The sequence below is a fragment of the Bombella apis genome (genome assembly GCF_018221685.1).
GTDB lineage: Bacteria > Pseudomonadota > Alphaproteobacteria > Acetobacterales > Acetobacteraceae > Bombella > Bombella apis.
On sequence record NZ_JAGJTM010000004.1, the window covers coordinates 567,335 to 589,835 of the forward strand.

Here is a 22,501-nt window from a genome sequence, read left to right on the forward strand (position 1 = left end):
CGCCAGAACATTGTCGGAACTTCACCCTTCTTCCCGCCCGGCTGGCACACTCCCACGTCATGTTGCCGTCATCATGGATGGTAACGGACGCTGGGCCAGAGCACGTGGCGTACCGATCGCACAGGGCCATCGTGAGGGAGGCGAGGCCGTGCAGCGTTGCGTCCGTGCCGCCATGGAGCATGGGGTGGATTATCTGACACTCTATGCATTCTCATCAGAGAACTGGCGCCGGTCCGGTGAGGAGATCAGCGACCTGACAGGGCTGATGCAGTTTTATCTGCGGCATCGTTTCCGGGAGCTGGATGAGCAGGGTGTCCGGCTGCGCATCATTGGTGATCCTGAACGTTTCGGGGGGTCTTTCTGCCGGGAGCTGCGTCGGGCAGAGGAAAAGACACGCCACAATACCCGGCTGACTCTGGCTCTGGCTCTTTCCTATGGCAGTCGTGCGGAGATTGCCGGAAGTGCCCGCCATTTGGCCGAACGGGTCCGGGCGGGCACGCTGGAGCCGCATGAGATTGACGAAGCCCTGTTCGCCAGTGCCCTCCAGACGCATGACATGCCCGACCCCGACCTTGTCATGCGGACGAGTGGGGAGAGCCGACTTTCCAATTTCCTGCTCTGGCAGTCCGCCTATGCAGAACTTGTGTTTCTTGACGTGCTCTGGCCGGATTTCGGTGAGAAGGATTTTGCCGAGGCCATGATGCGGTACATGCGCCGTCAGAGGCGTTTCGGTGGGCGGCCAGAATGACAGAGTTGCAGAAACGCATCCTCTCCAGCCTTGTGATTGTTCCCGTGGTGCTCCTCTGTCTCTGGTTTGGTGGATGGGCCTATCGGGTACTGGTGCTGTTCGTCATGGTCGGGATTGTCTGGGAAGGGGAAACCCTGCTTGGCCAGCCGATGAAAAGTCTGCGGGGTGCTCTGCTTTTGCTCTGGCCTCTCTGTGGTGGACTGATCGCCATCAAAGGGCAGTGGTTTGCGGCCTTTTACCTTCTGGTGTCCAGCGTCCTGTTTGGCAGGCGGGCCTGCGGTCCGGTTCTGGTGGCCATGCTGGGTGGTTTTTCCCTGCTCTGGCTGCGGGGGCGGCCTGACGGTTTTTTGGAGACCTTTTTCGTCATTTTCGCCGTCATAGCCAGTGACAGCTGCGCCTACGCCACCGGGCGTCTGATTGGCGGGCCGAAACTGGCCCCGGCCATTTCTCCCGGCAAGACCATTTCCGGCTCGTTGGGGGGCATCGTGGGAGCCGTGATCCTCGGCGGGCTGGTCGGGCACTGGTCGGGTCATGGCTGGTCGTTCTCTGCCTGCCTGACGGGTGGAGTGATTGCCGTGGCGGCCCAGGCAGGCGATCTGCTGGAGAGTGCCTTCAAGCGGCGTCTGGGCGTCAAGGATTCAGGGCGGCTCATCCCCGGTCATGGGGGACTGCTGGACCGGCTGGATGCCCTCCTGCTGGCGGCCCCTGTTGCAGCCATCCTGGCCCTCATGGCCGGAGAGGGGCCATTCTGGCAGCTTTTCCGTTAAGTCTTATTCTGGAGCGGCAGTCTCTGCTATAGGTCTGTCATGAGGCAGACCCGCCATCACGTATCATGTTGAAATCATCAAGGGAGAGGTATTCCATGGGGGGAGGTTCCGGGCGTCGGCGCATTAGTGTGCTTGGCAGTACAGGCAGCATTGGTGTCTCGACAGTCGATCTTCTGAAGCAGCAGGCAGACTCCATCCAGGTGCGGGCTCTCGTGGGGGGAAAGAACGCCGCCCTTCTGGCCGAGCAGGCCCGTGAGCTGAACGCCGAGCTGGCCGTCCTGAATGATGAGCAGCATTACGAGGAGCTGAAAGAGCGTCTCGCTGGCACCGGCGTGAAGGTAGCTGCCGGACGGCAGGCTGTCATCGAGGCCGGTGCGCTGGAAGCGGACTGGACGATGGCCGCCATCACTGGGGCTGCCGGCTTGGCCCCCACGCTGGAAGCCGTCCGCAACGGGCACAAGGTGGCTCTGGCCAACAAGGAAGCTCTCGTCTGTGCTGGCAACGTCATGCTGGAAGCTGTGCGTGATGCCGGAGCCGAGCTGCTGCCTGTTGATTCCGAACATAATGCGATCGTGCAGTCCCTGGGCGGAGCGGACATGTCCCTCGTGGAGAAGATCGTCCTCACGGCCTCTGGCGGACCGTTCCGCTGCTCCACAAAGGAGGAGATGGCGAAGGCCACGCCCGAACAGGCCCTGAAGCATCCCACATGGTCCATGGGGGCCAAGATCACGATTGACTCCGCCTCCATGGCCAACAAGGGGCTGGAGGTCATCGAGGCCGCCCGCCTGTTCGATCTGCCTGAACATCAGATAGACGTGCTGGTTCACCCGCAGTCAGTCGTGCATGGCATGGTCTGTTTCCGTGATGGCAGCTTCGTGGCCCAGATGGGGACGGCGGACATGCGGATTCCCATCGCACACACGCTGGCCGCCCCGACCCGGATGCAGACGGGATGCGAGCGTCTGGATTTCGTGAAGCTCGGGCAGATGAATTTCGAGGCAGTGGATGAGGACCGCTTCATCCCGCTGCGTCTGGCACGTCAGGTCCTGCGGGCTGGTGGCGTGGCCCCGACCGTGTTCTCCGCTGCCAACGAGATTGCCGTGGAGGCTTTCCTCGCCGGGAAGATCCGTTTCCTTGGCATTGGTGAGCTGATTGATGCCAGCCTTCAGGCCATGCCGGAAAACCCGGTGCCGACATCTCTGGAGGATGTCTATCACTGGGACGAAATGGGGCGTGAGCTGGCCCGGACACAGATGAAGCGGATGGTCGGCCATGCATAGTCTTCAGAGCATCCTTGCCGGTCTGGCCGTTTTCGGGATCGTCGTCTTCATTCACGAGCTGGGCCATTATCTGGCCGCACGCTGGCGTGGTGTGCAGGTGACCGTCTTTTCCATCGGGTTCGGTCCTGCACTGACATCATGGAAGGACCGGGTTGGAACACGCTGGCAGATCAGCCTGCTGCCGCTGGGAGGGTATGTCAAACTCCACGGGTTTGAGAACCGTCCCGATGCGCCCCGGGAAGAAGGTGACGAGAATGCCTTCAACCGCAAGTCTGTCCTCTCGCGGGCAATCGTGACGGTGGCGGGGCCTGTCTTCAACTTCCTGCTGACGATCCTTCTGTTCGTGGTGCTGCTGTCCTGCTTTGGCAGGCCGGAGGCCCGGCCCGACATCGGCACGCTGGCCCCGAATGGTGCAGCCATGAAGGCCGGGCTTCAGGTGGGTGACGAGATACAGCGTCTGGACGGGCATCACATCCTGAGCATTGGCGACATCCAGGCGCAGGTGGCGGCCCATCCGGGTGAGGTCATGAAGGTTGGTCTGCTGCGGAAGGGGCAGAGCCTGGAGCTTCCGGTCACGCTGGACCGTATCCAGCAGGGGGGGCATGACGTCGGTCGGCTGGGGGTTGGTTTTGCCGTCAGCCACAGTGCGCCCCTGCCTGTCTACAAGGCTGTTCCGGCGGCCATCGGGCAGACGTGGGACATGTGCGGCAACATGCTGGAGGGAATCTGGCAGATCATCAGCGGGCAGCGGAGCGCCAGGCAGCTCTCCGGGACCATCGGCATCATTCACATGTCCGGGCAGGCCGTGGATTATGGCGTGGCCAGTGCGCTGGGGTTCGTGGCTCTCCTGTCGCTCAATCTTGGCCTGCTGAACCTGTTCCCCGTGCCGATGCTGGATGGCGGCCATCTGCTTTTCTATGCTTTTGAGGCAGTTCTGGGGCGGCCTCTCTCCGAGCGGACACAGAGCTATGCCCTCCAGTTCGGGCTGCTGCTGGTCGTGGGGCTTTTCATTTTCTCAACGGTGAATGATCTCAGAGGGTTGGGAGTTTTTCACTGGTTGTTTGCACATGGGGGTTGATCTTTCCCCCTCCAATGATGGAAAAGACCTTCTAGGGTAGAGTATATAACTGAAACAGGCAGCTCCCTTCATTGTGATGTCGTGGGAGTCTGTCTGGTGCGGTTGTGCGTATGGGACTGTCTGGACCTCCTGCATCAGGGTTGTGTGGCGGGATGGCCGTTCGTAGAAATTTGGGACGAGGAATACCGGTTTTGTCAGGATTGCGTACGAAAAGGTTCCGGCCGATGGCCGTTCGACTGGCTCTGCTGGCTTCTGTCTGTACGGCACCGGCTTTGCTCTGTGCGGCAGAGGCAGCCCCCCAGAAGGGGCGCAGCATCCATCATGCCCGCCGGTCTGCGGGGGATGGCTATGCGTCGGCCGGTGGTCTGATCCAGGCCATCGAAGTCCACGGCAATACCCGGATCGAGACCAGTACCGTCCTTTCCTACATGGTCGTGCAGCCGGGCGACAGTTTTGACCGTGATGCGCTGAACCGTTCGCTGAAGACACTTTACGCTACAGGTCTCTTCAGGGATGTGACGCTGAGGCGTGAAGGCAGCACCCTGCTGGTGGAGCTGACGGAAAATCCCGTGGTGAACCGGATTGTCTTCGAGGGGAACCATGCCCTCAAGGACAAGGACCTGATGAAGGAGATCAGCCTGCGGACCCGTGCCGTCTTTTCGGCCCAGACCGTGGCTGTGGACAGGCAGAAAATCCTGAACATGTATGCGGCCCGTGCCCGCTATGGGGCCACGGTGGTGCCGCAGGTCATCCGTCTGTCCCACAATCGTGTTGATGTGATCTTCAACATCAATGAATCCCAGCAGACACTGGTCCGGAAGATTGCTTTTGTTGGCAATGACAGTTTCAGCGAAGCTGCCCTGTCTCATGTCGTGTCTTCCAAGGAACATGCCTGGTACCGTTTTTTTTCTTCCTCGGATGAGTATAACCCGGAGCGTATCCGCTACGATGCGGAACTGCTGAGACGTTTCTATCTGCATAGCGGCTTTGTGGATTTCCACATGGTGGATGCCACGGGTGAGCTCTCTCCGGACCACAAGAGCTTCTACGTCACCTACACCCTGCATGAAGGGCCACGGTACCGTCTGGGCAAGATTGGTGTGCGTTCCAATGTGCATCATGTCACGGCTGACACGATGAAGAGGCACATCGAGGTTTACAAGAACCAGTATTATGACGGTACGGCCGTGCAGGACAATGCGACGGACATGCAGGAGTGGCTCCAGGCCAACGGGCACCCGTTTGCCATGGTCCGGCCTGAGATTGCCCGCAATCCTGAAAAGAAGGTCGTTGACCTGCTGTTTGATATTGTCGAGGGGCCGCATGTTTATGTGGAGCGGATCGACATCAACGGCAATACGATCACACGTGACCATGTGATCCGCCGCAACCTGCCGATGGTCGAGGGCGATGCCTATACGCCGTTCAACCGCAAATATTCCAAGCTGGCCCTTCAGGATATGGGGTATTTCAGCAGCACCAATGTGGACCAGTCCCAGGGGTCTGCGCCGGACAAGGTCAATGTCAGTGCCAATGTGGTGGAGAAGCCAACCGGCGAGTTCTCCCTCGGCGGTGGGTACTCGACCGATGCCGGTATCATGGGGAATCTCGGGTTGAAGCAGCATAACCTGCTGGGGACCGGGATTGATGCCGGGTTCTCCGGTACGGTTGCCTATTATGAGAAACAGGCCGACCTGTCCGTGACGGATCCATACTTCCTCGGGCGCAATTTCGTGGCCGGGTTCGACATTTATACGATCCAGAACAATTACCAGACGTATCAGAGCTATAATGAAGGCCAGTATGGTGCGTCTGTCCGGCTTGGTTATGCCTATAACCGGTATCTTTCCCAGTCCTGGACCTATACGGTCGTGGACCGTCACGTGGGTAACGGGGTGCCGGGGTCGCAGTATCCGGGGTGGGAAGATGACACGCCGTCCGTTTATGTGCGTGATGCCGCAGGCTGGTCGCTCCTTTCCCAGATTGGCACGAACATCACTTATGACCGTCGTGACAACCGCATGAATCCACGGTCTGGCTACGTTCTCAGTGCCGGAGGTGATTTTGCCGGTCTGGGTGGCAACGAGAAATATTACCGTGTCAAAGCCAATGGCAGCTATTATCTGCCGCTGGATGACCTGACAGGCAGCCACAGCTGGGGCTTCCAGTTCAAGGGCGGTGTTGGCTACATGCATGACTGGAGCTCCAGCGGCGACCGCAACATCGTCGACAACTTCTACCTCGGTGGTCAGAACCTGCGCGGGTTCCTCCAGGGTGGTGTCGGGCCCCGCAGCAGTCATTACAAGGCGCCCTGCCACAGCGGTGCCGCCAATACGCCGCTGGGGCAGGCCCGGAATGGCTACTGCCCGGGTGCCGGACAGGAGGACCTGATCGGTGGTACTTTCATGTACACGGCATCTGTCCAGCTGAATTTCCCGCTGCCGATGGGTGACAGCCTTGGCATCTCCGGGCGTGGTTTCATCGATGCTGGTAGTCTTTCCGGCAAGCGTGTGAGGGACCGCAACCATTACCGTAACTGGAACGACCCGTACTATACGCCGATTGGCGGCAGCACCATGACGCCCCGTGTCTCTGGTGGTCTTGGTATTTCCTGGAAGAGCCCCTTCGGCCTGGTCAATATTGACGGTGCGGTCCCGATCCATCGTGAGCATGGGGACAGGCTTTATCCGGTTCGTTTTGGCTTCGGGCAGCAGTTCTGAGGAAAGGTGCAGGCCACGATGCCGGCTTCATTCCGGGCTGGCAGGGTGACCTGGGGGATGCCCATTTTCATAAAGAGGTTTTTCATGTCACGTTTTTCACTGCCTTTGACCCTGATGACCGCGAGTGCTCTGGCTTTCATGGCGGTTGGTTCTTCCGTGGCTGCTGATGGCAATGATGGAAACGGTGCCTGGTTTGTTCCGAAAACGGCCCAGCCATCGGCTCCAGCCGCCTCCCATCATCATGCGGCTCCGGCTGCTGCTCCTGCTCCGGCTGCCGTGCCGGACATGGCAGGCCTGGATGATGGTGGTGATGCTGGCGCTCCGGATGGGGAAGGCCAGCAGCAGGCAGCGCCCGTGCTGCCTCTGCCGTCTGTACCGCCTTCTCCGGCTGTTCCGAAGGAAGATGCCCCGCCGCCGGTTGTGCTTGGCCTCATCAGCGTTCAGGGTGTGATGCAGCTTTCCACGGCTGCGCAGGAAATGCAGCAGGTGCTTGGTGAGCGTCGTGACCGTCTGGCCCGTGCGGTGCAGAAGGAAGAGGGCGCCTGGAGGGAAGAGCAGCAGAAGCTTCAGGTTCAGGCTCGCACTCTGACATCCGACCAGCTCCAGCTCCGTGTCCGTCATCTGCAGGAGCGGCGTGCGAAGGATCAGAGGGATTTCAGCAACAAGGCCCGGATCATTCAGGAAGCCTATCAGGTGGCATTCCATCAGATCGAGCGTGTGCTGGAGCAGCGTGATGGAATCATTGCCAAGGTGGCTGCGGCCCATGGCATGAATCTTGTTCTGCATGCCGAGCAGGCTGTCCTGCATGTGGATGGTCAGGACATAACCGAGGAGGTAGCAGACCGTCTGAACAAGGTTCTGCCGCATGTCTTCATTCCGGATGACGGGGTGGACCCGGAGGTTCTGGCAAAATCCGGGAAGATGCCGACAACGGCTGATGAAGAACGCCTGATGAATCAGGCGGCTCCGCAGCAGCCTGCCGAGGCTCCGGCACAGGCCAAGGGGTCCATCCTGCGTCGCCAGAAGTAAGGGGAAGGGCGATGGTGGCGGACCAGCTCCCGGGTGATTCCCGTTTTTTCAGGCGGTGTGGCCCTTTTGCGTTGAAGCACCTTCTGGAAGTAACGGGAGCGGAGGCCGCAGGTTGCGCTGAGATGGGGGCGTCTTTCGAGGGCGTGGCCCCGCTTCATGCTGCTGGCCCGCAGCACATCTCCTTTCTGGACAACCGCCGCTATCTGCCCCTTCTCAAGGAGACGAAGGCTGGCGCCGTCGTGCTGGCCCCTGCTTTTGCGGACAAGGTGCCAGAAGGCTGTGCCGCTCTGGTCAGTCGGGAGCCCTATCTGGCATGGTCCCGGGTTGCCCGTCTGTTCCATCCTCTTCCGCCTGCACGGGCCAGCCAGCATCCGACGGCTGTCATTGGTGAGAATGTCGTCATTGGTGACCGGGTGGAGATAGGTCCTTTTGCGGTCATCGGCGATGGCGTGCAGATTGGTGATGGCTGTGTCATTGGGCCTCATGCCATGCTGGGGGACCATGTCGTGCTGGGAGATGGCTGTCGGATCGGGGCGCATGTAACTCTCACTCATGCTCTGCTGGGGGAGCGGGTCATCCTGTATCCCGGGGCCCGGGTCGGGCAGGATGGTTTCGGCTTTGCGGTGGGGCCTGACGGATTTGAGACCGTTCCCCAGCTGGGGCGTGTCATCCTTGAGGATGGTGTGGAGATCGGTGCCAATTCAACGATTGACCGAGGCTCCATGCGGGATACGGTCATCGGGGCCGGGACCCGGATCGATAATCTGGTGCAGATTGGTCACAATGCCCGTCTGGGTCGGTGCTGCATCGTGGTATCGCAGGCTGGTGTTTCAGGTTCCACCGAGATTGAGGATTTCGTGACGATTGCAGCCCAGGCTGGGCTCATCGGTCATATTCACATTGGCAGCAAGGCCCGTATCGGGGCGCAGTGTGGCGTGATGAATGATGTGGAAGCCGGGGCTGATGTCATCGGCAGCCCGGCCATGCCGTTCAGGGAATTCTTCCGAAATGTGGCGACTTTGCGTAAGCTTTCGCGCAAGTAAGATGATCCAGTTGGTGTTTCGGGATTTTTTTTGGTAATAAGGTGTAGACATTGACTGCCTCTCCCCGCGGGGACAGGGGCGGACGGTTGCATTTTGTTGAAAAAAAAACCGGGAGATGAGATAAGTGGGTGATGCTGCTGGGCAGACACATCAGGTGCCTGAGAGCGTAGATGTGATGCAGATTATGAAGGCGATTCCTCATCGCTATCCTTTCCTCCTGCTGGACCGGATGGAAGAGATCAGGGCGGCGGAATCAGCCGTTGGCATCAAGAACGTGACAGTCAATGAGCCATTCTTCCAGGGGCATTTCCCAGCACGCCCTGTCATGCCGGGTGTGCTCATCGTTGAGGCCATGGCCCAGACGGCGGCCACGCTTGTCGTGCTGACACTGGGCAAGGCCTTCGAGGGCAAGCTGGTCTATTTCATGACGGTGGAGAATGCAAAATTCCGTCGCCCGGTCGGGCCGGGGGATCAGCTGCGCATTCATGTCAACAAGGAACGCGCCCGTGGAACGGTCTGGCGGTTCCGTGGGGTTGCCAAGGTTGATGGAACCACGGTGGCGGAAGCATCTTTCAGCGCCATGATCGTGGACTGATCCTGATGCCAGAACCGGGACAGCGCCCTGGAAAAACCGAGATTCATCCCACGGCTCTTGTGGATCCACGGGCGTCCCTCGGTCAGGGAGTGAGGATTGGTCCCTGGTGCATGGTCGGTGCGGATGTGCGGCTGGGAGATCATGTCCGGCTGCACGCTTCTGTCATGGTGGACGGGCATACGGTGCTGGAGGATGGGGTGGAGGTTTACCCCTTTTCGACCGTAGGCTATCCCCCGCAGGACCTGAAATATGCTGGAGAGCCGACCAGGTGTCATATTGGTGCAGGGACGGTTGTACGGGAGAATGTGACCATCCATCGGGGCACGGCACAAGGCACGGGAGAAACCCGGATTGGCCGGGGCTGCCTGCTCATGGCCAATGCCCATATCGCTCATGATTGTGTGTTGGGTGATGGTGTCATCATCGTCAACAACGTAGTCATGGGGGGGCATGTCCTGATCGGGGACAATGCCAGGATCATGGGCTCTGCGGCCTTGCATCAGTTTGTCCGCATCGGGCATGGGGCTGTTGTCGGAGGGCTGTGCGGTGTGGAGATGGATGTCATCCCGTACGGCAGCGTCCTGGGTAACCGGGCCAGGCTGGTTGGGTTGAACTGGATCGGTCTCAAGCGGTCTGGCGTGGAGGCCAGTGAGATCCAGCAGATGCGTCTGGCGTTCCGGGAACTTTATCCACGGTCTGGCCGTGGTGGGCCGCTTTTGGGAGAACGCATGGACCAGGTGCGTCAGCGTTATGGTCACATTGAGCGTGTACGGGAAATGCTACGCTTCATGGAGGCTCCCAGCCGCCGTGGGCTGACGCGGCCGGGACAGGCTGGCAGTGACAGGGATGTTGACAGGTGAGCAGGCCTGCACGGGTTGGGATCCTGGCCGGTGGCGGGCCGCTTCCAGCTCAGGTGGCAGAGGCTCTCAGGAAAAGAGGGCGGGAGCCTTTTCTCATAGGCTTCCAGGGTTTTGCTGATGAAGCCCTGCTGGCCCCTTATTCTCATGAAATGATCCGTCTGGCAGCGGCCGGTGCGATCCTTCGGTCTCTGCGTCGGCAGGGATGTTCCGAACTTGTCCTGATAGGACCTGTCCGCCGGCCCTCATGGCGGTCTCTGCGGCCAGATGCGGAGGGGGTGCGCCTGCTGGCCCGGCTTGGGCGTGCCCTGTTTGCCGGTGATGACGGCCTGCTGGCATCCATCATCCGGCTGCTGGAAGAAGAAGGCTTCCGGGTGCGGGGAGCGCATGAATTCCTGGATACGGAGAGCAATCGTTGGGGAGCATGGGGCAGGGTTCCCCCTGACCGTCAGGCCATGGCCGACATTCATCAGGCCGTGCGCATATTGTCTGTCATGGGGCCTCTGGACATAGGGCAGGGATGTGTGGTGCAGAATGGCCTGACACTGGCTGTTGAGGCCCTTGAAGGAACGGATGCCATGCTGCATCGCTGTGGAGGTCTGCGGCAGGATGGGGTGGCTGGTGGGGTGCTCGTGAAAATGCCAAAGGCAGGACAGGAGCTGCGGGCGGACATGCCTGCCATTGGGCCGGTCACTATCAGGAATGCGGCAGCAGCCGGGTTGCGGGGGATCGCCTTTCCCGCACGGCTTACCTTGGTCATGGAGCCAGATCGCTGTATAAAGGAGGCGGATCGTCTGGGACTGTTTCTCTACGGGCTGGGACCAGACTTCCTTTCTGACAAAAGGACATAAAGATATATGAGCATCTATCTTCATACGATGGTCCGTGTGCGGGACCTTGATCGCAGTCTGGCTTTTTATCACCTTCTGGGCATGCGTGAACTTCGTCGGCTGGAGGTGCCGGAGGGGCGTTTCACGTTGGTTTATATTGGTTATGAGGGTAATGCCCGTGGTGAGGCCGAGATCGAACTGACCTATAACTGGGATCAGACCGAGGATTACACACACGGGACAGGCTTCGGGCATTTTGCTGTTGGCGTGCGTGATGTCGCAGCAGCCGTGGACGTGGTCCGCCAGGGCGGTGGGCGTGTCACCCGTGAGGCCGGACCGATGGGCAATACGGGTATTGTCATTGCCTTCGTGCAGGACCCTGATGGCTACAAGATCGAGCTGATTGAAAAGAAGGACGCCTGAGCTCAAAAGCCGGGTACAGCTTCGGGATCTGTCCGCTCTGGATGGAATTGCAGGATTGACAGGGCAGGGCCATCCCCTTAAAAGCCACTCCCTGAGTGGAGGGGCGTTACTGGGTGCGTCCTGTTCTAATACACGCCTTCACAGGTGTGTTGTTGAGATTAGAGGATTGAAAAGATGAAGCGCACATATCAGCCTTCCCGTCTGGTTCGTAAGCGTCGCCACGGTTTCCGCACGCGTTCCGCTACTGTTGGTGGTCGTCGTGTTCTGGCAAGCCGTCGCGCCAAGGGCCGCAAGAAACTTTCTGCCTGAGCATGAAACAGCCTGACCGCCTGAAGAAGCGGTCGCAGTTTCTGCGTGTGGCCCGCAAGGGCCATAAGGTCGTGTCTCCCGGGCTGATTGGCCAGGTTCTGCCGGAGCCGGGGGACGTGACGGTACGGGCCGGTTTTACCGTGACCAAGAAGGTCGGTAATTCTGTCGTGCGCAACCGTACCCGTCGCCGCCTGCGGGAGGCTCTCCGCCTGGTGGTGAAAGAGGAAGGTTGTCCTTCCTCTGGTGATCTCGTCCTGATCGGACGCGCCGCAACCAGAAAGCGGCCTTTCCCCCTTCTGAAGCATGACGTGCGTCGGGTTCTGCAGGCCCTTGGCCGGGAAGAGGCAGAATGAGGGCGGCCAGCGGGCTGTTTTCGCTTCTTCTGTTGGGGCTGATAAGGCTCTATCGCCTGTTCCTCAGTCCATTCATGGGACGGCAGTGCCGTTTTCATCCCAGTTGCAGCGTTTATGGCGAGGAAGCCATCCGCCGTCATGGTCCTGTGCGGGGTGGGTGGCTGACACTTTGCCGCATTTGCAGATGCCATCCTTTTCATCCGGGTGGCGTGGACTATCCCCCCTGATCCGCCTCTGATGCTCTGGCAGAAAATGTAAAAAAAATGGCGTGGCTATTGTTTTGAGGACGATTTTACGCCAGTGAAGAGGCAATCTACCCTTCCAGCATGAAGAAAGAGCGGCTCCAGCCCGATGGAAAGTAGCAAACGTATTATTCTGGCCGTCATCCTGTCGGCCATGATCCTGATCGGTTTCAACATCTTCCTTCCGCCGGACAGACACAAACCGGTGGAGGATCAGGGGTCTGCTCCGGCACCAGCGTCTGCCGTGCAGCAACCCGCTCTGGCATCTCCGGCGCCTGCTGGCCCTATGGATGAGGCGGATGATCACCAGGAACATCGGCTGAAGGTTACGTCATCGGATGTGCAGGGTTCCTTCAACCTTCGTGGTGCACGGCTGGATGATCTGGAGCTGACCCGCTATCGTGAGACGATTGCCAAGGACAGCCCTCTGGTCCGTCTGCTGGACAGGGCAGGCAGTGCCCAGCCGACCTATCTGGTCATTGGCTGGGAAAATGCTGCCGGGTTCACCACCCGTCTACCCAATGACCATTCCCTCTGGCAGGTTGATGGGGAGCAGACCAGCCTGACGCCGGAATCCCCGGTCAGCCTGCATTGGGACAATGGGGCAGGGGTCCGCTTCCTCATTCATCTGGAGCAGGACCACCACTACATGGTGACGGTGCGGCAGGAGGTGGAGAACCATTCCGGCCAACCCGTGTCGGTCTATCCGTTCCAGCGTGTCCAGCGTGACTATCTGCCGGAGGATACCGGTTCCTTCACGGCTTATGAGGGGCCAATCGCCGTCATGAATGGCCGTCTGGCGGACAAGGGGTACAAGTCCCTGCGGACTGATGGCAACGGCCCGGACCATGTGTCATGGACAGACGCCGGAAAAGGCGGCTGGGGTGGCATCACGGATAAGTACTGGCTGACAGCCGTTGGGGCGGATGCGTCTGCCAACGTGCGCATCCGGTACAGCTACCTGCCGGAAGAGCACGGGTCCTATCGTGTGACCTTCACTTCGCAGGAGCCGCAGGTCATTCAGGACGGGGCCCGCCTCGGGCAGGGCAGTTACCTGTTTGCCGGGGCCAAGGAGCCGGGCCTGCTGCGCTATTATGGTCGCAAGCTGGGGCTGCCCCGTTTTGATGACAGCATCGACTTCGGCTGGTTCAGCTTCCTGACGAAGCCGATCCTGTTTCTGCTGCACTGGCTCTATGCGCATATCGGCAATTTCGGCCTTGGGCTGATGGCCATGACGCTGATCGTCAAGATTGTCCTGTTCCCGCTGGCCTCCAAGGCGGCGCAGTCTTCGGCCCGCATGCGCATGATTGCGCCGAAGGTCACGGAGATACGTGAAAAATACAAGAATGATCCGGCAACCATGAACCAGAAGGTCATGGCCATGTATAAGGAAGAGAAGATCAACCCGGCAGGTGGATGTCTGCCCATGCTGATCCAGGCACCGATCTTCTTTTGCCTGTACAAGATGCTCAATCTCAGCATCGATGAGCGCCATGCGCCCTTCTTTGGCTGGATCAAGGACCTTTCCGTACCGGACCCGACCAATCTGTTCAATCTGTTCGGGCTGCTGCCGTTTGATCCCACGCACATCTTCTCCTTCCTGCATCTCAGCATCTGGGGGGCGGCACTGGGCATCACCTTCTGGCTGCTCCAGAAGCACAGCATGGTCAGCATGGACCCGGCCCAGGCCCGCATCATGCAGTTCATGCCCATCGTGTATGTCTTCGTGATGTCCAGCTTCCCGGCGGGCCTGCTGGTCTACTACACATGGAACAACGTGCTGACTTTCCTCCAGCAGCATTACATCGAGCGTCGGACCAGCCTGCCCGTGCCGTTGATCGGTCGCAAAGGCAAGGCACCGCGCAAGGGCGGTGAGAAGAAGAAGGGCTCGTGATGGAGCAGATGCAGACAGTCCTGCCCAGCGAGGATGAGCTGGAGGAAGGCCGCAGACTTTTTTCAGGTCCCTGTGATTTCTTCTTCGGGGCGCAGACAATCGAGCAGCTGCCCCCGCCCGACCGGGCGGAGGTGGCGTTTGCTGGCCGCTCCAATGTGGGCAAGTCCAGCCTCATCAATGCGCTGACAGGCCGGAAGGCTCTGGCCCGGGCTTCGTCCGAGCCGGGGCGGACCAAGCAGCTCAATTTCTTCAATCTGGGGGGGAGGCTCTCCCTCGTGGACATGCCCGGTTACGGCTTTGCCAAGGCCTCCAAAGCGGTGAAGGAAGATTGGCAGAGGACGATGTTCGCCTATCTGCGGGGCAGGCCGAATCTGGCCCGCGTGATCCTGCTGATTGACGGGCGTGTGGGCCTCAAGGATTCCGACAGGGAGGTCTGCGACCTGTTGGACAGGGCCGCTGTGGTGTTCCAGATTGTACTGACGAAATGTGATGCTCTGTCGGCTTCCGCTCTGGCCACACGGCAGAAAGAGGTGGAGGCTTTGGCAAAGACCCATGCGGCGGCTTTCCCGCATATTGTGGCAACAAGCAGCACGACATCATTGGGGATTGCCGAGCTGCGTGGCATAATGGCCCGCTTTGCCGAGCCCGCCGGTACACGGCCCTGAAAAGTTTTTCTGTATAGTGAAATGCCCATGTCTTCTTCTGATACCTCTTCTACCGCTTTCCCGGATGCCCTGATGGCCCATGGTGGCCTGCTGAGCGACCAGCAGCAGGCTGCCGTCCTTGCCGGTGCGCTGCCTTATCTGCGCCGTTATGCTGGCGACACCATCGTGGTGAAGTATGGTGGCCACGCCATGGTCGAGAACAGCCTTGCCGCTACCTTTGGCCGGGACATTGCCCTGCTCAAGCTGGTGGGCATCAACCCGATCGTGGTGCATGGCGGTGGTCCGCAGATCAACAGCATGATGAAGCGGCTTGGTGTTGAGTCCCGCTTCATTGATGGCCTTCGTGTCACGGACCGTGAGATGATCGATGTGATCGAGATGGTCCTCTCCGGCACGGTGAACAAGCAGGTGGCCGATCTCATCAGCCACGCTGGAGCGCTGGCCGTGGGCATTTCGGGGCGTGATGGGCGTCTGATCCAGGCCAGCCGTCTTGTCCATTATCACCGGACGGAAGGAAACGGGCGGGAAGCGGTCGATCTGGGCTTTGTCGGCAAGCCGGAGCATGTGGACCCCCGGGTGCTGTATGCCCTGCTGGGGGCTGGCCTGATCCCGGTCGTGGCGCCGCTCGGGGCTGGGGATGAAGGTGAGATTTACAACATCAATGCGGATACGGCTGCTGGTGCGGTTGCCGGTGCCGTGCGAGCCTCCCGCCTGCTGATGCTGACGGATGTTCCCGGCGTGCTGGATGAGAATGGCCAGCGCATCGAGGAGCTGACAGCCGAGGAAGCCCGTCGTCTCATCCGGGAGGGGCACATCACGGGCGGCATGATTCCCAAGGTGGAGACCTGCCTCAAGGCTGTGCAGGCCGGGGCCAAGGCGGCCGTCATTCTGGATGGTCGGGTGCCACATACCTGCCTGCTGGAACTCTTCACCAGGGCAGGGCAGGGTACGCTCATCAAGGCGGACTGAGAGATGGGGCAGGGCAGCCTGCCTGGATTATGGTTGTAGAATAAGGAGCGTTTTATGGATCACGCAGAGCTTCGCAAGCAGATTGAAACCCTTTGGGAAGACCGTGCCAGCCTGTCCCCGCAGACGCAGGGTCAGGCCCGTGATGTCGTGGAAGCCGCTCTTGCCGGGCTGGATGACGGGACCTTCCGCGTTGCCGAGCAGCAGGAAGGTGGACGTGTCGTGCATGAATGGCTGAAGAAGGCCGTCCTCATGTCCTTCCGCCTGTATGAATCCGAGCCGATGGCCAATGGCTGCGGTGGGGCTCCGGGTTTTGACAAGGTGCCGCTGAAATTCGCCGGCTGGGGCAAGGCAGAGTTCGAGAAGGCCGGGTTCCGGGCCGTTCCGGGGGCTGTCGTCCGCCGTTCCGCCTACATCGCTCCGGGTGTCGTGCTGATGCCGAGCTTCGTCAATCTGGGGGCCCGTGTCGAGAGCGGCACGATGATCGATACATGGGCCACGGTCGGCTCCTGTGCACAGATCGGCAAGAACTGCCATATCAGCGGTGGTGCCGGGATCGGTGGTGTTCTGGAGCCGCTCCAGGCCGCACCGGTCATCATCGGGGATGACTGCTTCATCGGTGCCCGTTCCGAGGTGGCCGAGGGCGTGGTCGTGGAGCGTGGCTCAGTCCTCTCCATGGGCGTGTTCCTTGGGGCCTCCACCAAGATCGTGGACCGTACGACGGGTGAGATCCATATGGGGCGTGTTCCGGCCTATTCCGTGGTCGTGCCGGGAACCCTGCCGCCGAAGACTCCGGGCGGGCCGTCCCTGGCCTGCGCCGTGATCGTCAAGCGTGTTGACGAGCGTACACGCTCCAAGACATCCATCAATGAGCTGCTGCGTGACTGAGTGACCTCATGAGCCATCCATCATCTCCTTCCAATCCCGTCGCCCTGTTGCAGGACCTTCTGCGGTGCCGCTCCGTCACTCCGGCGGATGACGGGGCACTGGGCGTCGTGGCCCGGTCGCTGGAGATGATGGGGTTTGAGGTCACACGCCTTGCCTTCGGTCCCGAAGGCGGGCAGACGCCCAACCTCTATGCCCGGCTGGGACAGGGCGGTCCCTGTCTCTGCTTCGCAGGGCATACGGATGTCGTTCCTCCCGGTGAGGGCTGGAGCTGCGACCCTTTCGCCGGAGACATCCGGGACGGGCATATCTACGGCCGTGGCACGGCGGACATGAAGGGCGGTGTCGCCGCTGCTCTGGCTGCCGTAGCCCGCAGGCTGGAGGCCGGACCGCTGAAGGGCAGTCTGGCCTTCCTCATAACGGGGGATGAGGAAGGACCGGCCCGGTATGGCACCCGTTCCGTGCTAGAATGGATGAAAGAACAGGGCGAGGCCCCGGATTTCTGCCTGCTGGGCGAGCCGACCAATCCGGCTGAAATGGGCGAGGTCATCAAGATCGGCCGCCGTGGCAGCATGAATGTGGTGATTACCGTCAAGGGCACGCAGGGGCATGTGGCCTATCCGCATCTGGCAGACAATCCCATTCACCGCCTTGTGCCGATCCTGCATGATCTGACATCCCGCACGTTGGATCACGGCAGTGACTGGTTTGCTCCGTCTTCCTTGCAGATCACGAGTGTGGATGTCGGGAATCCGGCCACCAACGTCATTCCCGCCACGGCACAGGCCCGGGTGAACATCCGTTTCAATGACCTTCATACGAGCGGCAGCCTGTGTAACTGGATCGAGGATGTCGTTGCCTGCCATGCGCCGGAGGCTGATCTTGATGTGGCTGTCAGCGGGGAATCTTTCCTGACGGAACCCGGTGCCGAGGTGGAGAAACTTTCCCAGGCCGTGCAGGCCGTGACGGGGAGGACGCCGAAGCTCGACACGGGCGGGGGAACATCCGACGCCCGCTTCATCACGCATTGCTGCCCCGTGGCGGAGTTCGGGCTTGTGGGGGCCACCATGCACAAGCGTGACGAGCATGTGTCTCTGGCCTCCGTGGAGCAGCTGACACAGGTTTATCTGGAGTTCATGCAGCGTTTTGGTGTCTGAACTTCTTCCAGAATGATGGATGCCTGGGAAAACCCGCCCGTCTGAGGCGGGTTTTCTGTATACAGGGCGGGACTCTGTAGCACGGCCGATACTGGAAAGAGGAGAGAGCCCCGCATGTCCAGAGGGAACGGGTCATCACGGATGAGACTGCTGGCTCCTGCCATGCTGCGGTCCTTCGTCCGGCGTGACGGGCTGGGGCTGTTCCTGCTGGCCCTGCTGACGGGGGGACTGGCGGGCTGCTGTGTCCTGCTGATCAATGTCGTGACCCTCGGTCTGCATGTCGTGTTTTATGGCCTGCATAATGGCGGCAGACTGTCGGAACTGCCTGCACTGCCACTATGGCGTTGTCTGCTGGTGCTGGGCGGTGGTGGTCTGGCGGTTGGCGGGCTGAGTGCCCTGCTGCGCCGCTGGATGAAGCGGCGCCCGGTGGACCCGGTGGAGGCCAATGCCCTGCATGGCGGGCGCATGTCAGTCCGGGACAGTGTCAGTCTTGCTGTGCAGACGGTCCTGTCCAATGGCGTGGGGGCCTCCATCGGGCTGGAGGCTGGCTATGTGCAGATATCTGCTGCTTTCGGTTCGTGGCTGGGGCGGGTCTTCCATGTCCGGCGGGAGGACATGCGGATTCTGGTGGGGGCCGGGGCGGCCGGGGCTGTCAGTGCCGGGTTTGATGCTCCGATTGCCGGAGCCTTCTATGCGTTCGAGCTGGTGCTGGGAACGTACAGTCTTGCCAACCTGTTTCCCATTGCGCTGGCGGCCATGGCCGGGCTGGGTGTCCGGCATCTCATGCGGATGGATGGCGGCCTGCCACCACTGGTGACCCGCTGGCAGATGGGCTGGGCTGATGTGCCCGGGGTCAGCCTGCTGGCCATTCTGTGCGCCCTCGTGGCCATTCTCATCATGTACTGCGTGACGCAGACCCAGGCGGTGTTCCAGAAGCTGCCTGTACCGGTCTGGCTGCGGCCTGTCGCTGGTGGTCTGCTTGTGGCCTGTCTGGCGGCACCTTTCCCCTCGGTCTTGTCGGCCGGGCATGGTGGGGTTGGGCTGGTGCTGAAGGGGGAGATCGTGCCGTCCCTGGCTCTTTTGCTGCTGGTCCTCAAGGCGGTGGCGTCGTGCCTGTCCATCGGGTCGGGCTTCCGGGGCGGGCTGTTTTTTGCCTCGCTGTTTCTGGGTGTTCTGGCCGGTGAGGCGTTCGGGGCTCTGCTGGCTCCTTACGGTCTGGCCCCGGTGGATGGTCATGTTTGCTCCGTGCTCGGCATGGCGGCCATGGCCACGGCCATCATTGGAGGCCCCATGACGATGATCTGCATGGTGCTGGAAATGACGGGGATCATGCCGCTCAGCAGTGCCGTGGTGCTGTCGGCCACCCTGTCCCTGCTGACGGTCCGGCGGCTCTTCGGATACAATTTTGCGACATGGCGTTTTCACCTGCGGGGAGAGACCATCCGCTCTGCCGTGGATGTGGGCCGCTTCCGTACCCTGACCGTGCAGAAGCTGATGCGGGCACAGGTCCGCAGCTTTCCGGCGGCCATGACCATCCGGCAGGCACAGGCGCAGCTGACGCTGGGAATTGAGGAGCGGCTCGTGCTGGTGGATGAGGAGGGCCGGTATCAGGGAATTGTCCTGGTGTCCGAGATCACGGCGGCCTGCGCAGGCGAGGAGCCTGTCTCCAGTCTGGCCTGCTATCGGGACATCATGCTTGAGCCGCACATGACCATCCGTGAGGCAGCCGACCTGTTTGCAGAGGCGGAAGCTGATGTGCTGGCCGTGGTGGAGGATCGTCAGTCCCGCCAGCCTGTCGGGCAGCTGAGCGAACGGCACACGCTGCGCTGCTACGCCGTGGAGCTGGAGCGCAGCCGCCGGGACCTTGCCGGGGATGGACGTTTTTCCGTGTGATGGTCCGTCCCCGGTGGAGCGGACTTATGGAGTGGTGCCGAGGATGGCCTGTCCGGCACTGTAGATGTGATAGAGGCTGCTGGCGGGCATGTGGTCCGTGGCAGTCTTACCCTGCTCATCCAGCCGGTCGATCCACCCGCCATTGAGCGGGGCCGGGGCATAATGGGTGAAGAAGAGCTGGCTCATGGTGGCGAGCCGTTCCTGCCGGGACTGGAGATCCGCCGGACCATGCTGGGCCAGAAGGCGCATCATTTCGGTCTGGGGCCAGATGCGTGTGGAGGCTTCCAGCATCGAGCCATCATCCAGCAGGGCATCCGGCAGGAGAGGGCCGGGAGCGGTCTTCTGAAGGCGGTCATGGAGGCGCTGCTGCGCCTGACGGGCAGCAGCGGCGTGCCTGCCATCGGGGGCAAGACGGAGATACTCGCCCAGTAGCCAGCACCATTCCGCCTGATGGCCGGGTTCGACACGGTTCTGGCCCGCAGGCCGTTCCGGCTTCCATTCCGGCGTGAAGAATTCCAGCAGGGCATCCGTTCCGGCCGGGATGAAGGAGTGCAGGGCCAGTTTCAGGATGGCATCGGCATGATGGAGGAACACCTCCCGACCCGAGACCTCGAAAAGTGTCAGACAGGCTTCCAGCAGATGCATGTGGGGGTTCTGGGAGTGCCGGTCCGACGTGGCAGGCAGGACATCCCGGTATCCGCCATGTGTGGAGGGGAAGAGCTGGTCGATTTCGGCCAGGCTGGCCTCAGCCCTGTGCAGCAGGGCGGGGTCTTTGCCCAGACGGTAGGCCCATCCATGGGCAAAGAGGATGAAGGCGTGGCCGTACAGGTCCCGTTTCGTGTCGGAAGGGGCCAGATCAGGCCCAAGGGCGAAGACCCAGCCTGCGCTGCCATCAGCCCGGTGATATCGCTGTGTGACATGGTCCAGCACCGTCAGGGCCTGCTCCCCGGCGTCGTAATGGCCGTTCAGGGTGGCCTGACAGTAGGTGGCGATCTGCCGGGCCTGCACCATCAGGCGGCGATGGGGCAGGGTGATGGGGGTGGCCTCAAAGGTCAGCCGTTCGTGATAGAGGCCTGCATCCCTGTCGAAACCGGCCTGGGACCAGAGGGGCAGAGCCTTGTGGAGCAGCCAGTCCTGCCATGTCTGTCTGTATGTCATTGTTGGGTGTCCTTTGCCGGGTGGCTGTCATCCATCGTCTGCACGATGCGGCTTGTGGAATGTCCGTCCAGCAGCGGGGCCAGACAGACATGCCCGCCATGTTCCCTGACGACATCACCCCCGACGACCTCATCTTCCCGGTAATCGGCCCCTTTCACGAGGACGTGGGGCTTCAGGGCGGAGATGATGTCCAGTGGCGTGTCCTCATCAAAGAGGACGACCAGATCGACATGCCGCAGGGCACGGATGACCGTGGCCCGGGCCTGTTCGGTCTGGAGCGGGCGGCGGGGGCCTTTCAGCCGCCTGATGGAGGCGTCGGTGTTGAGGGCGACGATCAGCTTGTCACCCTGGCTGGCGGCAAACTGGATGAGCGAGACATGGCCGGGATGGAGCAGGTCGAAACAGCCATTCGTCAGGACGACGGAGGCTCCGTGCCGTTTCCAGTTCTCCACGATGGCGCAGGCGTCGGGCAGGGGAAGGCAGGCTCCGCTGTCGGCGATTTCTTCCAGCAGCTTCTGGTGCAGTTCGTCCCGGGTGACAAAGGCCGTGCCCAGCTTGCTGACGGCAATGGCGGCGGCCGTGGTGGCCATGGTCACGGCGCTGGCCAGGGAGCGGCCACTGGCCAGAGCACAGGCGATCGTGGCGATGACGGTGTCCCCGGCCCCGGAGACGTCATAGACTTCTGAAGGATGGGCACGGCAGTGCAGCGGGGCGGCCTTCTGCTGCCAGAGCGTCATGCCTTTTTCGGAGCGTGTGAGGAGAATGTTGCCGCCCGTCAGCGGGGCGATGGCGGCGCAGGCCTGTTCCACCTCCTCATCATCCGTCAGTGTCCACGGGCAGCCTGCCGGGTGGGCGATGCCGGAGGCGGCAAGGGCCTTGCCGAGTTCCTGCCGGTTGGGTGTCAGCAGGCTGGCCCCCCGATAGGCGGAGAGATCGGCCCGCTTGGGGTCCACCAGAACGGGAATGTTCCGGCGGCGGGCGGCCTCCATGACGGCGTGCAGGACACGGTCGGAGAGGACACCCTTGGCATAGTCGGAGCAGATGAGAATCCGGGATGTTTCCAGTGCCTTCAGGGTGGAGGCGATGAGGGCCTCCTCGGTGGCTCTGGAGAAAGGGACGAGCTTTTCATTGTCCAGCCGGACGATCTGCTGCCGCCCGCTGAGGACACGGGTCTTCGTGATGGTCGTCCAGCTGGCATCATCGACTAGACCATCCAGCCTGATCTCCTGCCATACCGAAAGGGCCTGACGGAGCGTCCCGGCCGCCTGGTCCGTACCCACCACGCCGACCAGATGGACCGGATGACCGAGGGCGGCCACGTTCACGGCCACGTTGGCGGCTCCGCCGGGCGTGGACCGCTGGTGGCTGCTCAGCAGGACAGGGACGGGGGCTTCCGGCGAGATGCGGGTGACATCCCCGGTGATGTACTGGTCCAGCAGCAGATCACCCAGAATGGTGATGGCACCGTCAATCAGCGTGTCAGTCAAAAAACGTCCCTCCCTTCAGGAGACAGCACTGCCCGTGAGTGGCGTTCGGCAGCGTCCGTGGCCTCATGTCTGGAGAGGAAAGTTTAGGATGTTTTTACCACTCTGTCGTCAGGGAAAGGGTC

General features: G+C 61.2%; 22 protein-coding genes. 20 read left to right on the forward strand and 2 right to left on the reverse strand.

Annotated features, from left to right (window positions below; all coding sequences use genetic code 11):
• Nucleotides 1-10 precede the first annotated feature (10 nt).
• From uppS to J8Z04_RS05825, 20 genes are all read left to right on the forward strand, one after another.
• Nucleotides 11-748, forward strand: coding sequence for a polyprenyl diphosphate synthase (gene uppS / locus J8Z04_RS05730; protein ID WP_277354978.1), 738 nt, complete (start codon nt 11-13; stop codon nt 746-748).
• Nucleotides 745-1,515, forward strand: coding sequence for a phosphatidate cytidylyltransferase (locus J8Z04_RS05735; RefSeq protein WP_192848041.1), 771 nt, complete (start codon nt 745-747; stop codon nt 1,513-1,515). Before uppS ends, J8Z04_RS05735 begins: the two co-directional genes overlap by 4 nt.
• A gap of 95 nt (nt 1,516-1,610) precedes the next feature.
• Nucleotides 1,611-2,795, forward strand: a complete 1,185-nt coding sequence (gene dxr / locus J8Z04_RS05740; protein ID WP_086441239.1) for a 1-deoxy-D-xylulose-5-phosphate reductoisomerase — start codon at nt 1,611-1,613, stop codon at nt 2,793-2,795.
• A complete protein-coding gene (rseP, locus tag J8Z04_RS05745; protein WP_103765399.1) occupies nt 2,788-3,873 on the forward strand; it encodes an RIP metalloprotease RseP in 1,086 nt (361 codons plus the stop codon). Before dxr ends, rseP begins: the two co-directional genes overlap by 8 nt.
• 224 nt (nt 3,874-4,097) lie before the next feature.
• Nucleotides 4,098-6,593: an outer membrane protein assembly factor BamA gene (gene bamA, locus J8Z04_RS05750; RefSeq protein WP_192848042.1), complete on the forward strand. Its 2,496-nt coding sequence runs from the start codon at nt 4,098-4,100 to the stop codon at nt 6,591-6,593.
• A gap of 84 nt (nt 6,594-6,677) precedes the next feature.
• On the forward strand, nt 6,678-7,622 hold the full coding sequence (locus J8Z04_RS05755) for an OmpH family outer membrane protein (protein ID WP_192848043.1): 945 nt from the start codon (nt 6,678-6,680) through the stop codon (nt 7,620-7,622).
• An 11-nt stretch (nt 7,623-7,633) separates the two neighbouring features.
• Nucleotides 7,634-8,665, forward strand: a complete 1,032-nt coding sequence (lpxD, locus tag J8Z04_RS05760) for a UDP-3-O-(3-hydroxymyristoyl)glucosamine N-acyltransferase (protein WP_192848044.1) — start codon at nt 7,634-7,636, stop codon at nt 8,663-8,665.
• 175 nt (nt 8,666-8,840) lie between these two features.
• Nucleotides 8,841-9,260 (forward strand): 3-hydroxyacyl-ACP dehydratase FabZ, encoded by a 420-nt coding sequence (gene fabZ / locus J8Z04_RS05765; protein ID WP_197981607.1) that lies wholly within the window; start codon nt 8,841-8,843, stop codon nt 9,258-9,260.
• 5 nt (nt 9,261-9,265) lie between these two features.
• Nucleotides 9,266-10,120, forward strand: a complete 855-nt coding sequence (lpxA, locus tag J8Z04_RS05770) for an acyl-ACP--UDP-N-acetylglucosamine O-acyltransferase (protein WP_086431108.1) — start codon at nt 9,266-9,268, stop codon at nt 10,118-10,120.
• Nucleotides 10,117-10,968 carry an LpxI family protein gene (locus J8Z04_RS05775; protein ID WP_043560655.1) on the forward strand — a complete coding sequence of 284 codons (852 nt, stop codon included), beginning with the start codon at nt 10,117-10,119 and terminating at the stop codon, nt 10,966-10,968. Before lpxA ends, J8Z04_RS05775 begins: the two co-directional genes overlap by 4 nt.
• 6 nt (nt 10,969-10,974) lie before the next feature.
• Nucleotides 10,975-11,370 carry a lactoylglutathione lyase gene (gloA, locus tag J8Z04_RS05780; protein WP_043560652.1) on the forward strand — a complete coding sequence of 132 codons (396 nt, stop codon included), beginning with the start codon at nt 10,975-10,977 and terminating at the stop codon, nt 11,368-11,370.
• Nucleotides 11,371-11,544: 174 nt separating this feature from the next.
• Entirely contained in the window at nt 11,545-11,679 is a 135-nt protein-coding gene (rpmH, locus tag J8Z04_RS05785) for a 50S ribosomal protein L34 (protein ID WP_081563011.1), read from the forward strand.
• 2 nt (nt 11,680-11,681) lie between these two features.
• On the forward strand, nt 11,682-12,032 hold the full coding sequence (rnpA, locus tag J8Z04_RS05790) for a ribonuclease P protein component (RefSeq protein WP_086431107.1): 351 nt from the start codon (nt 11,682-11,684) through the stop codon (nt 12,030-12,032).
• On the forward strand, nt 12,029-12,259 hold the full coding sequence (gene yidD / locus J8Z04_RS05795) for a membrane protein insertion efficiency factor YidD (RefSeq protein WP_081563013.1): 231 nt from the start codon (nt 12,029-12,031) through the stop codon (nt 12,257-12,259). Before rnpA ends, yidD begins: the two co-directional genes overlap by 4 nt.
• Before the next feature lie 124 nt (nt 12,260-12,383).
• Entirely contained in the window at nt 12,384-14,168 is a 1,785-nt protein-coding gene (yidC, locus tag J8Z04_RS05800; protein ID WP_081563014.1) for a membrane protein insertase YidC, read from the forward strand.
• The gene (gene yihA / locus J8Z04_RS05805) at nt 14,168-14,833 is read left to right on the forward strand and encodes a ribosome biogenesis GTP-binding protein YihA/YsxC (protein ID WP_408580063.1); all 666 of its coding nucleotides are present in this window, start codon (nt 14,168-14,170) and stop codon (nt 14,831-14,833) included. The genes yidC and yihA overlap by 1 nt, the downstream gene beginning before the upstream one ends.
• Before the next feature lie 72 nt (nt 14,834-14,905).
• Nucleotides 14,906-15,802 carry an acetylglutamate kinase gene (argB, locus tag J8Z04_RS05810; protein WP_043561420.1) on the forward strand — a complete coding sequence of 299 codons (897 nt, stop codon included), beginning with the start codon at nt 14,906-14,908 and terminating at the stop codon, nt 15,800-15,802.
• 54 nt (nt 15,803-15,856) lie between these two features.
• Complete coding sequence (dapD, locus tag J8Z04_RS05815) at nt 15,857-16,687, forward strand: 2,3,4,5-tetrahydropyridine-2,6-dicarboxylate N-succinyltransferase (RefSeq protein ID WP_043560646.1); 831 nt, start codon at nt 15,857-15,859, stop codon at nt 16,685-16,687.
• A gap of 8 nt (nt 16,688-16,695) precedes the next feature.
• Nucleotides 16,696-17,841 (forward strand): succinyl-diaminopimelate desuccinylase, encoded by a 1,146-nt coding sequence (gene dapE / locus J8Z04_RS05820; RefSeq protein ID WP_192848046.1) that lies wholly within the window; start codon nt 16,696-16,698, stop codon nt 17,839-17,841.
• Between the two features lie 114 nt (nt 17,842-17,955).
• Nucleotides 17,956-19,734 carry a chloride channel protein gene (locus J8Z04_RS05825; RefSeq protein WP_192848047.1) on the forward strand — a complete coding sequence of 593 codons (1,779 nt, stop codon included), beginning with the start codon at nt 17,956-17,958 and terminating at the stop codon, nt 19,732-19,734.
• Between the two features lie 24 nt (nt 19,735-19,758).
• Here the strand turns inward: J8Z04_RS05825 and J8Z04_RS05830 are convergent, their stop codons facing one another.
• Nucleotides 19,759-20,892, reverse strand: a complete 1,134-nt coding sequence (locus tag J8Z04_RS05830) for an AGE family epimerase/isomerase (RefSeq protein WP_192848048.1) — start codon at nt 20,890-20,892, stop codon at nt 19,759-19,761.
• Complete coding sequence (gene rfaE2 / locus J8Z04_RS05835; protein WP_192848049.1) at nt 20,889-22,379, reverse strand: D-glycero-beta-D-manno-heptose 1-phosphate adenylyltransferase; 1,491 nt, start codon at nt 22,377-22,379, stop codon at nt 20,889-20,891. Before rfaE2 ends, J8Z04_RS05830 begins: the two co-directional genes overlap by 4 nt.
• Nucleotides 22,380-22,501 lie beyond the last annotated feature (122 nt).

Coding starts and splice junctions, on each gene's coding strand:
- rpmH (WP_081563011.1), top strand. CDS start 11,545: ATGAAGCGCACATATCAGCCTTCCCGTCTGGTTCGTAAGCGTCGCCAC.
- dapD (WP_043560646.1), top strand. CDS start 15,857: ATGGATCACGCAGAGCTTCGCAAGCAGATTGAAACCCTTTGGGAAGAC.
- bamA (WP_192848042.1), top strand. CDS start 4,098: ATGGCCGTTCGACTGGCTCTGCTGGCTTCTGTCTGTACGGCACCGGCT.
- yihA (WP_408580063.1), top strand. CDS start 14,168: ATGGAGCAGATGCAGACAGTCCTGCCCAGCGAGGATGAGCTGGAGGAA.
- fabZ (WP_197981607.1), top strand. CDS start 8,841: ATGCAGATTATGAAGGCGATTCCTCATCGCTATCCTTTCCTCCTGCTG.
- lpxD (WP_192848044.1), top strand. CDS start 7,634: ATGGTGGCGGACCAGCTCCCGGGTGATTCCCGTTTTTTCAGGCGGTGT.
- rnpA (WP_086431107.1), top strand. CDS start 11,682: ATGAAACAGCCTGACCGCCTGAAGAAGCGGTCGCAGTTTCTGCGTGTG.
- argB (WP_043561420.1), top strand. CDS start 14,906: ATGGCCCATGGTGGCCTGCTGAGCGACCAGCAGCAGGCTGCCGTCCTT.
- J8Z04_RS05825 (WP_192848047.1), top strand. CDS start 17,956: ATGTCCAGAGGGAACGGGTCATCACGGATGAGACTGCTGGCTCCTGCC.
- yidC (WP_081563014.1), top strand. CDS start 12,384: ATGGAAAGTAGCAAACGTATTATTCTGGCCGTCATCCTGTCGGCCATG.
- rseP (WP_103765399.1), top strand. CDS start 2,788: ATGCATAGTCTTCAGAGCATCCTTGCCGGTCTGGCCGTTTTCGGGATC.
- J8Z04_RS05735 (WP_192848041.1), top strand. CDS start 745: ATGACAGAGTTGCAGAAACGCATCCTCTCCAGCCTTGTGATTGTTCCC.
- dxr (WP_086441239.1), top strand. CDS start 1,611: ATGGGGGGAGGTTCCGGGCGTCGGCGCATTAGTGTGCTTGGCAGTACA.
- gloA (WP_043560652.1), top strand. CDS start 10,975: ATGAGCATCTATCTTCATACGATGGTCCGTGTGCGGGACCTTGATCGC.
- J8Z04_RS05755 (WP_192848043.1), top strand. CDS start 6,678: ATGTCACGTTTTTCACTGCCTTTGACCCTGATGACCGCGAGTGCTCTG.
- yidD (WP_081563013.1), top strand. CDS start 12,029: ATGAGGGCGGCCAGCGGGCTGTTTTCGCTTCTTCTGTTGGGGCTGATA.
- lpxA (WP_086431108.1), top strand. CDS start 9,266: ATGCCAGAACCGGGACAGCGCCCTGGAAAAACCGAGATTCATCCCACG.
- J8Z04_RS05830 (WP_192848048.1), bottom strand. CDS start 20,892: ATGACATACAGACAGACATGGCAGGACTGGCTGCTCCACAAGGCTCTG.
- dapE (WP_192848046.1), top strand. CDS start 16,696: ATGAGCCATCCATCATCTCCTTCCAATCCCGTCGCCCTGTTGCAGGAC.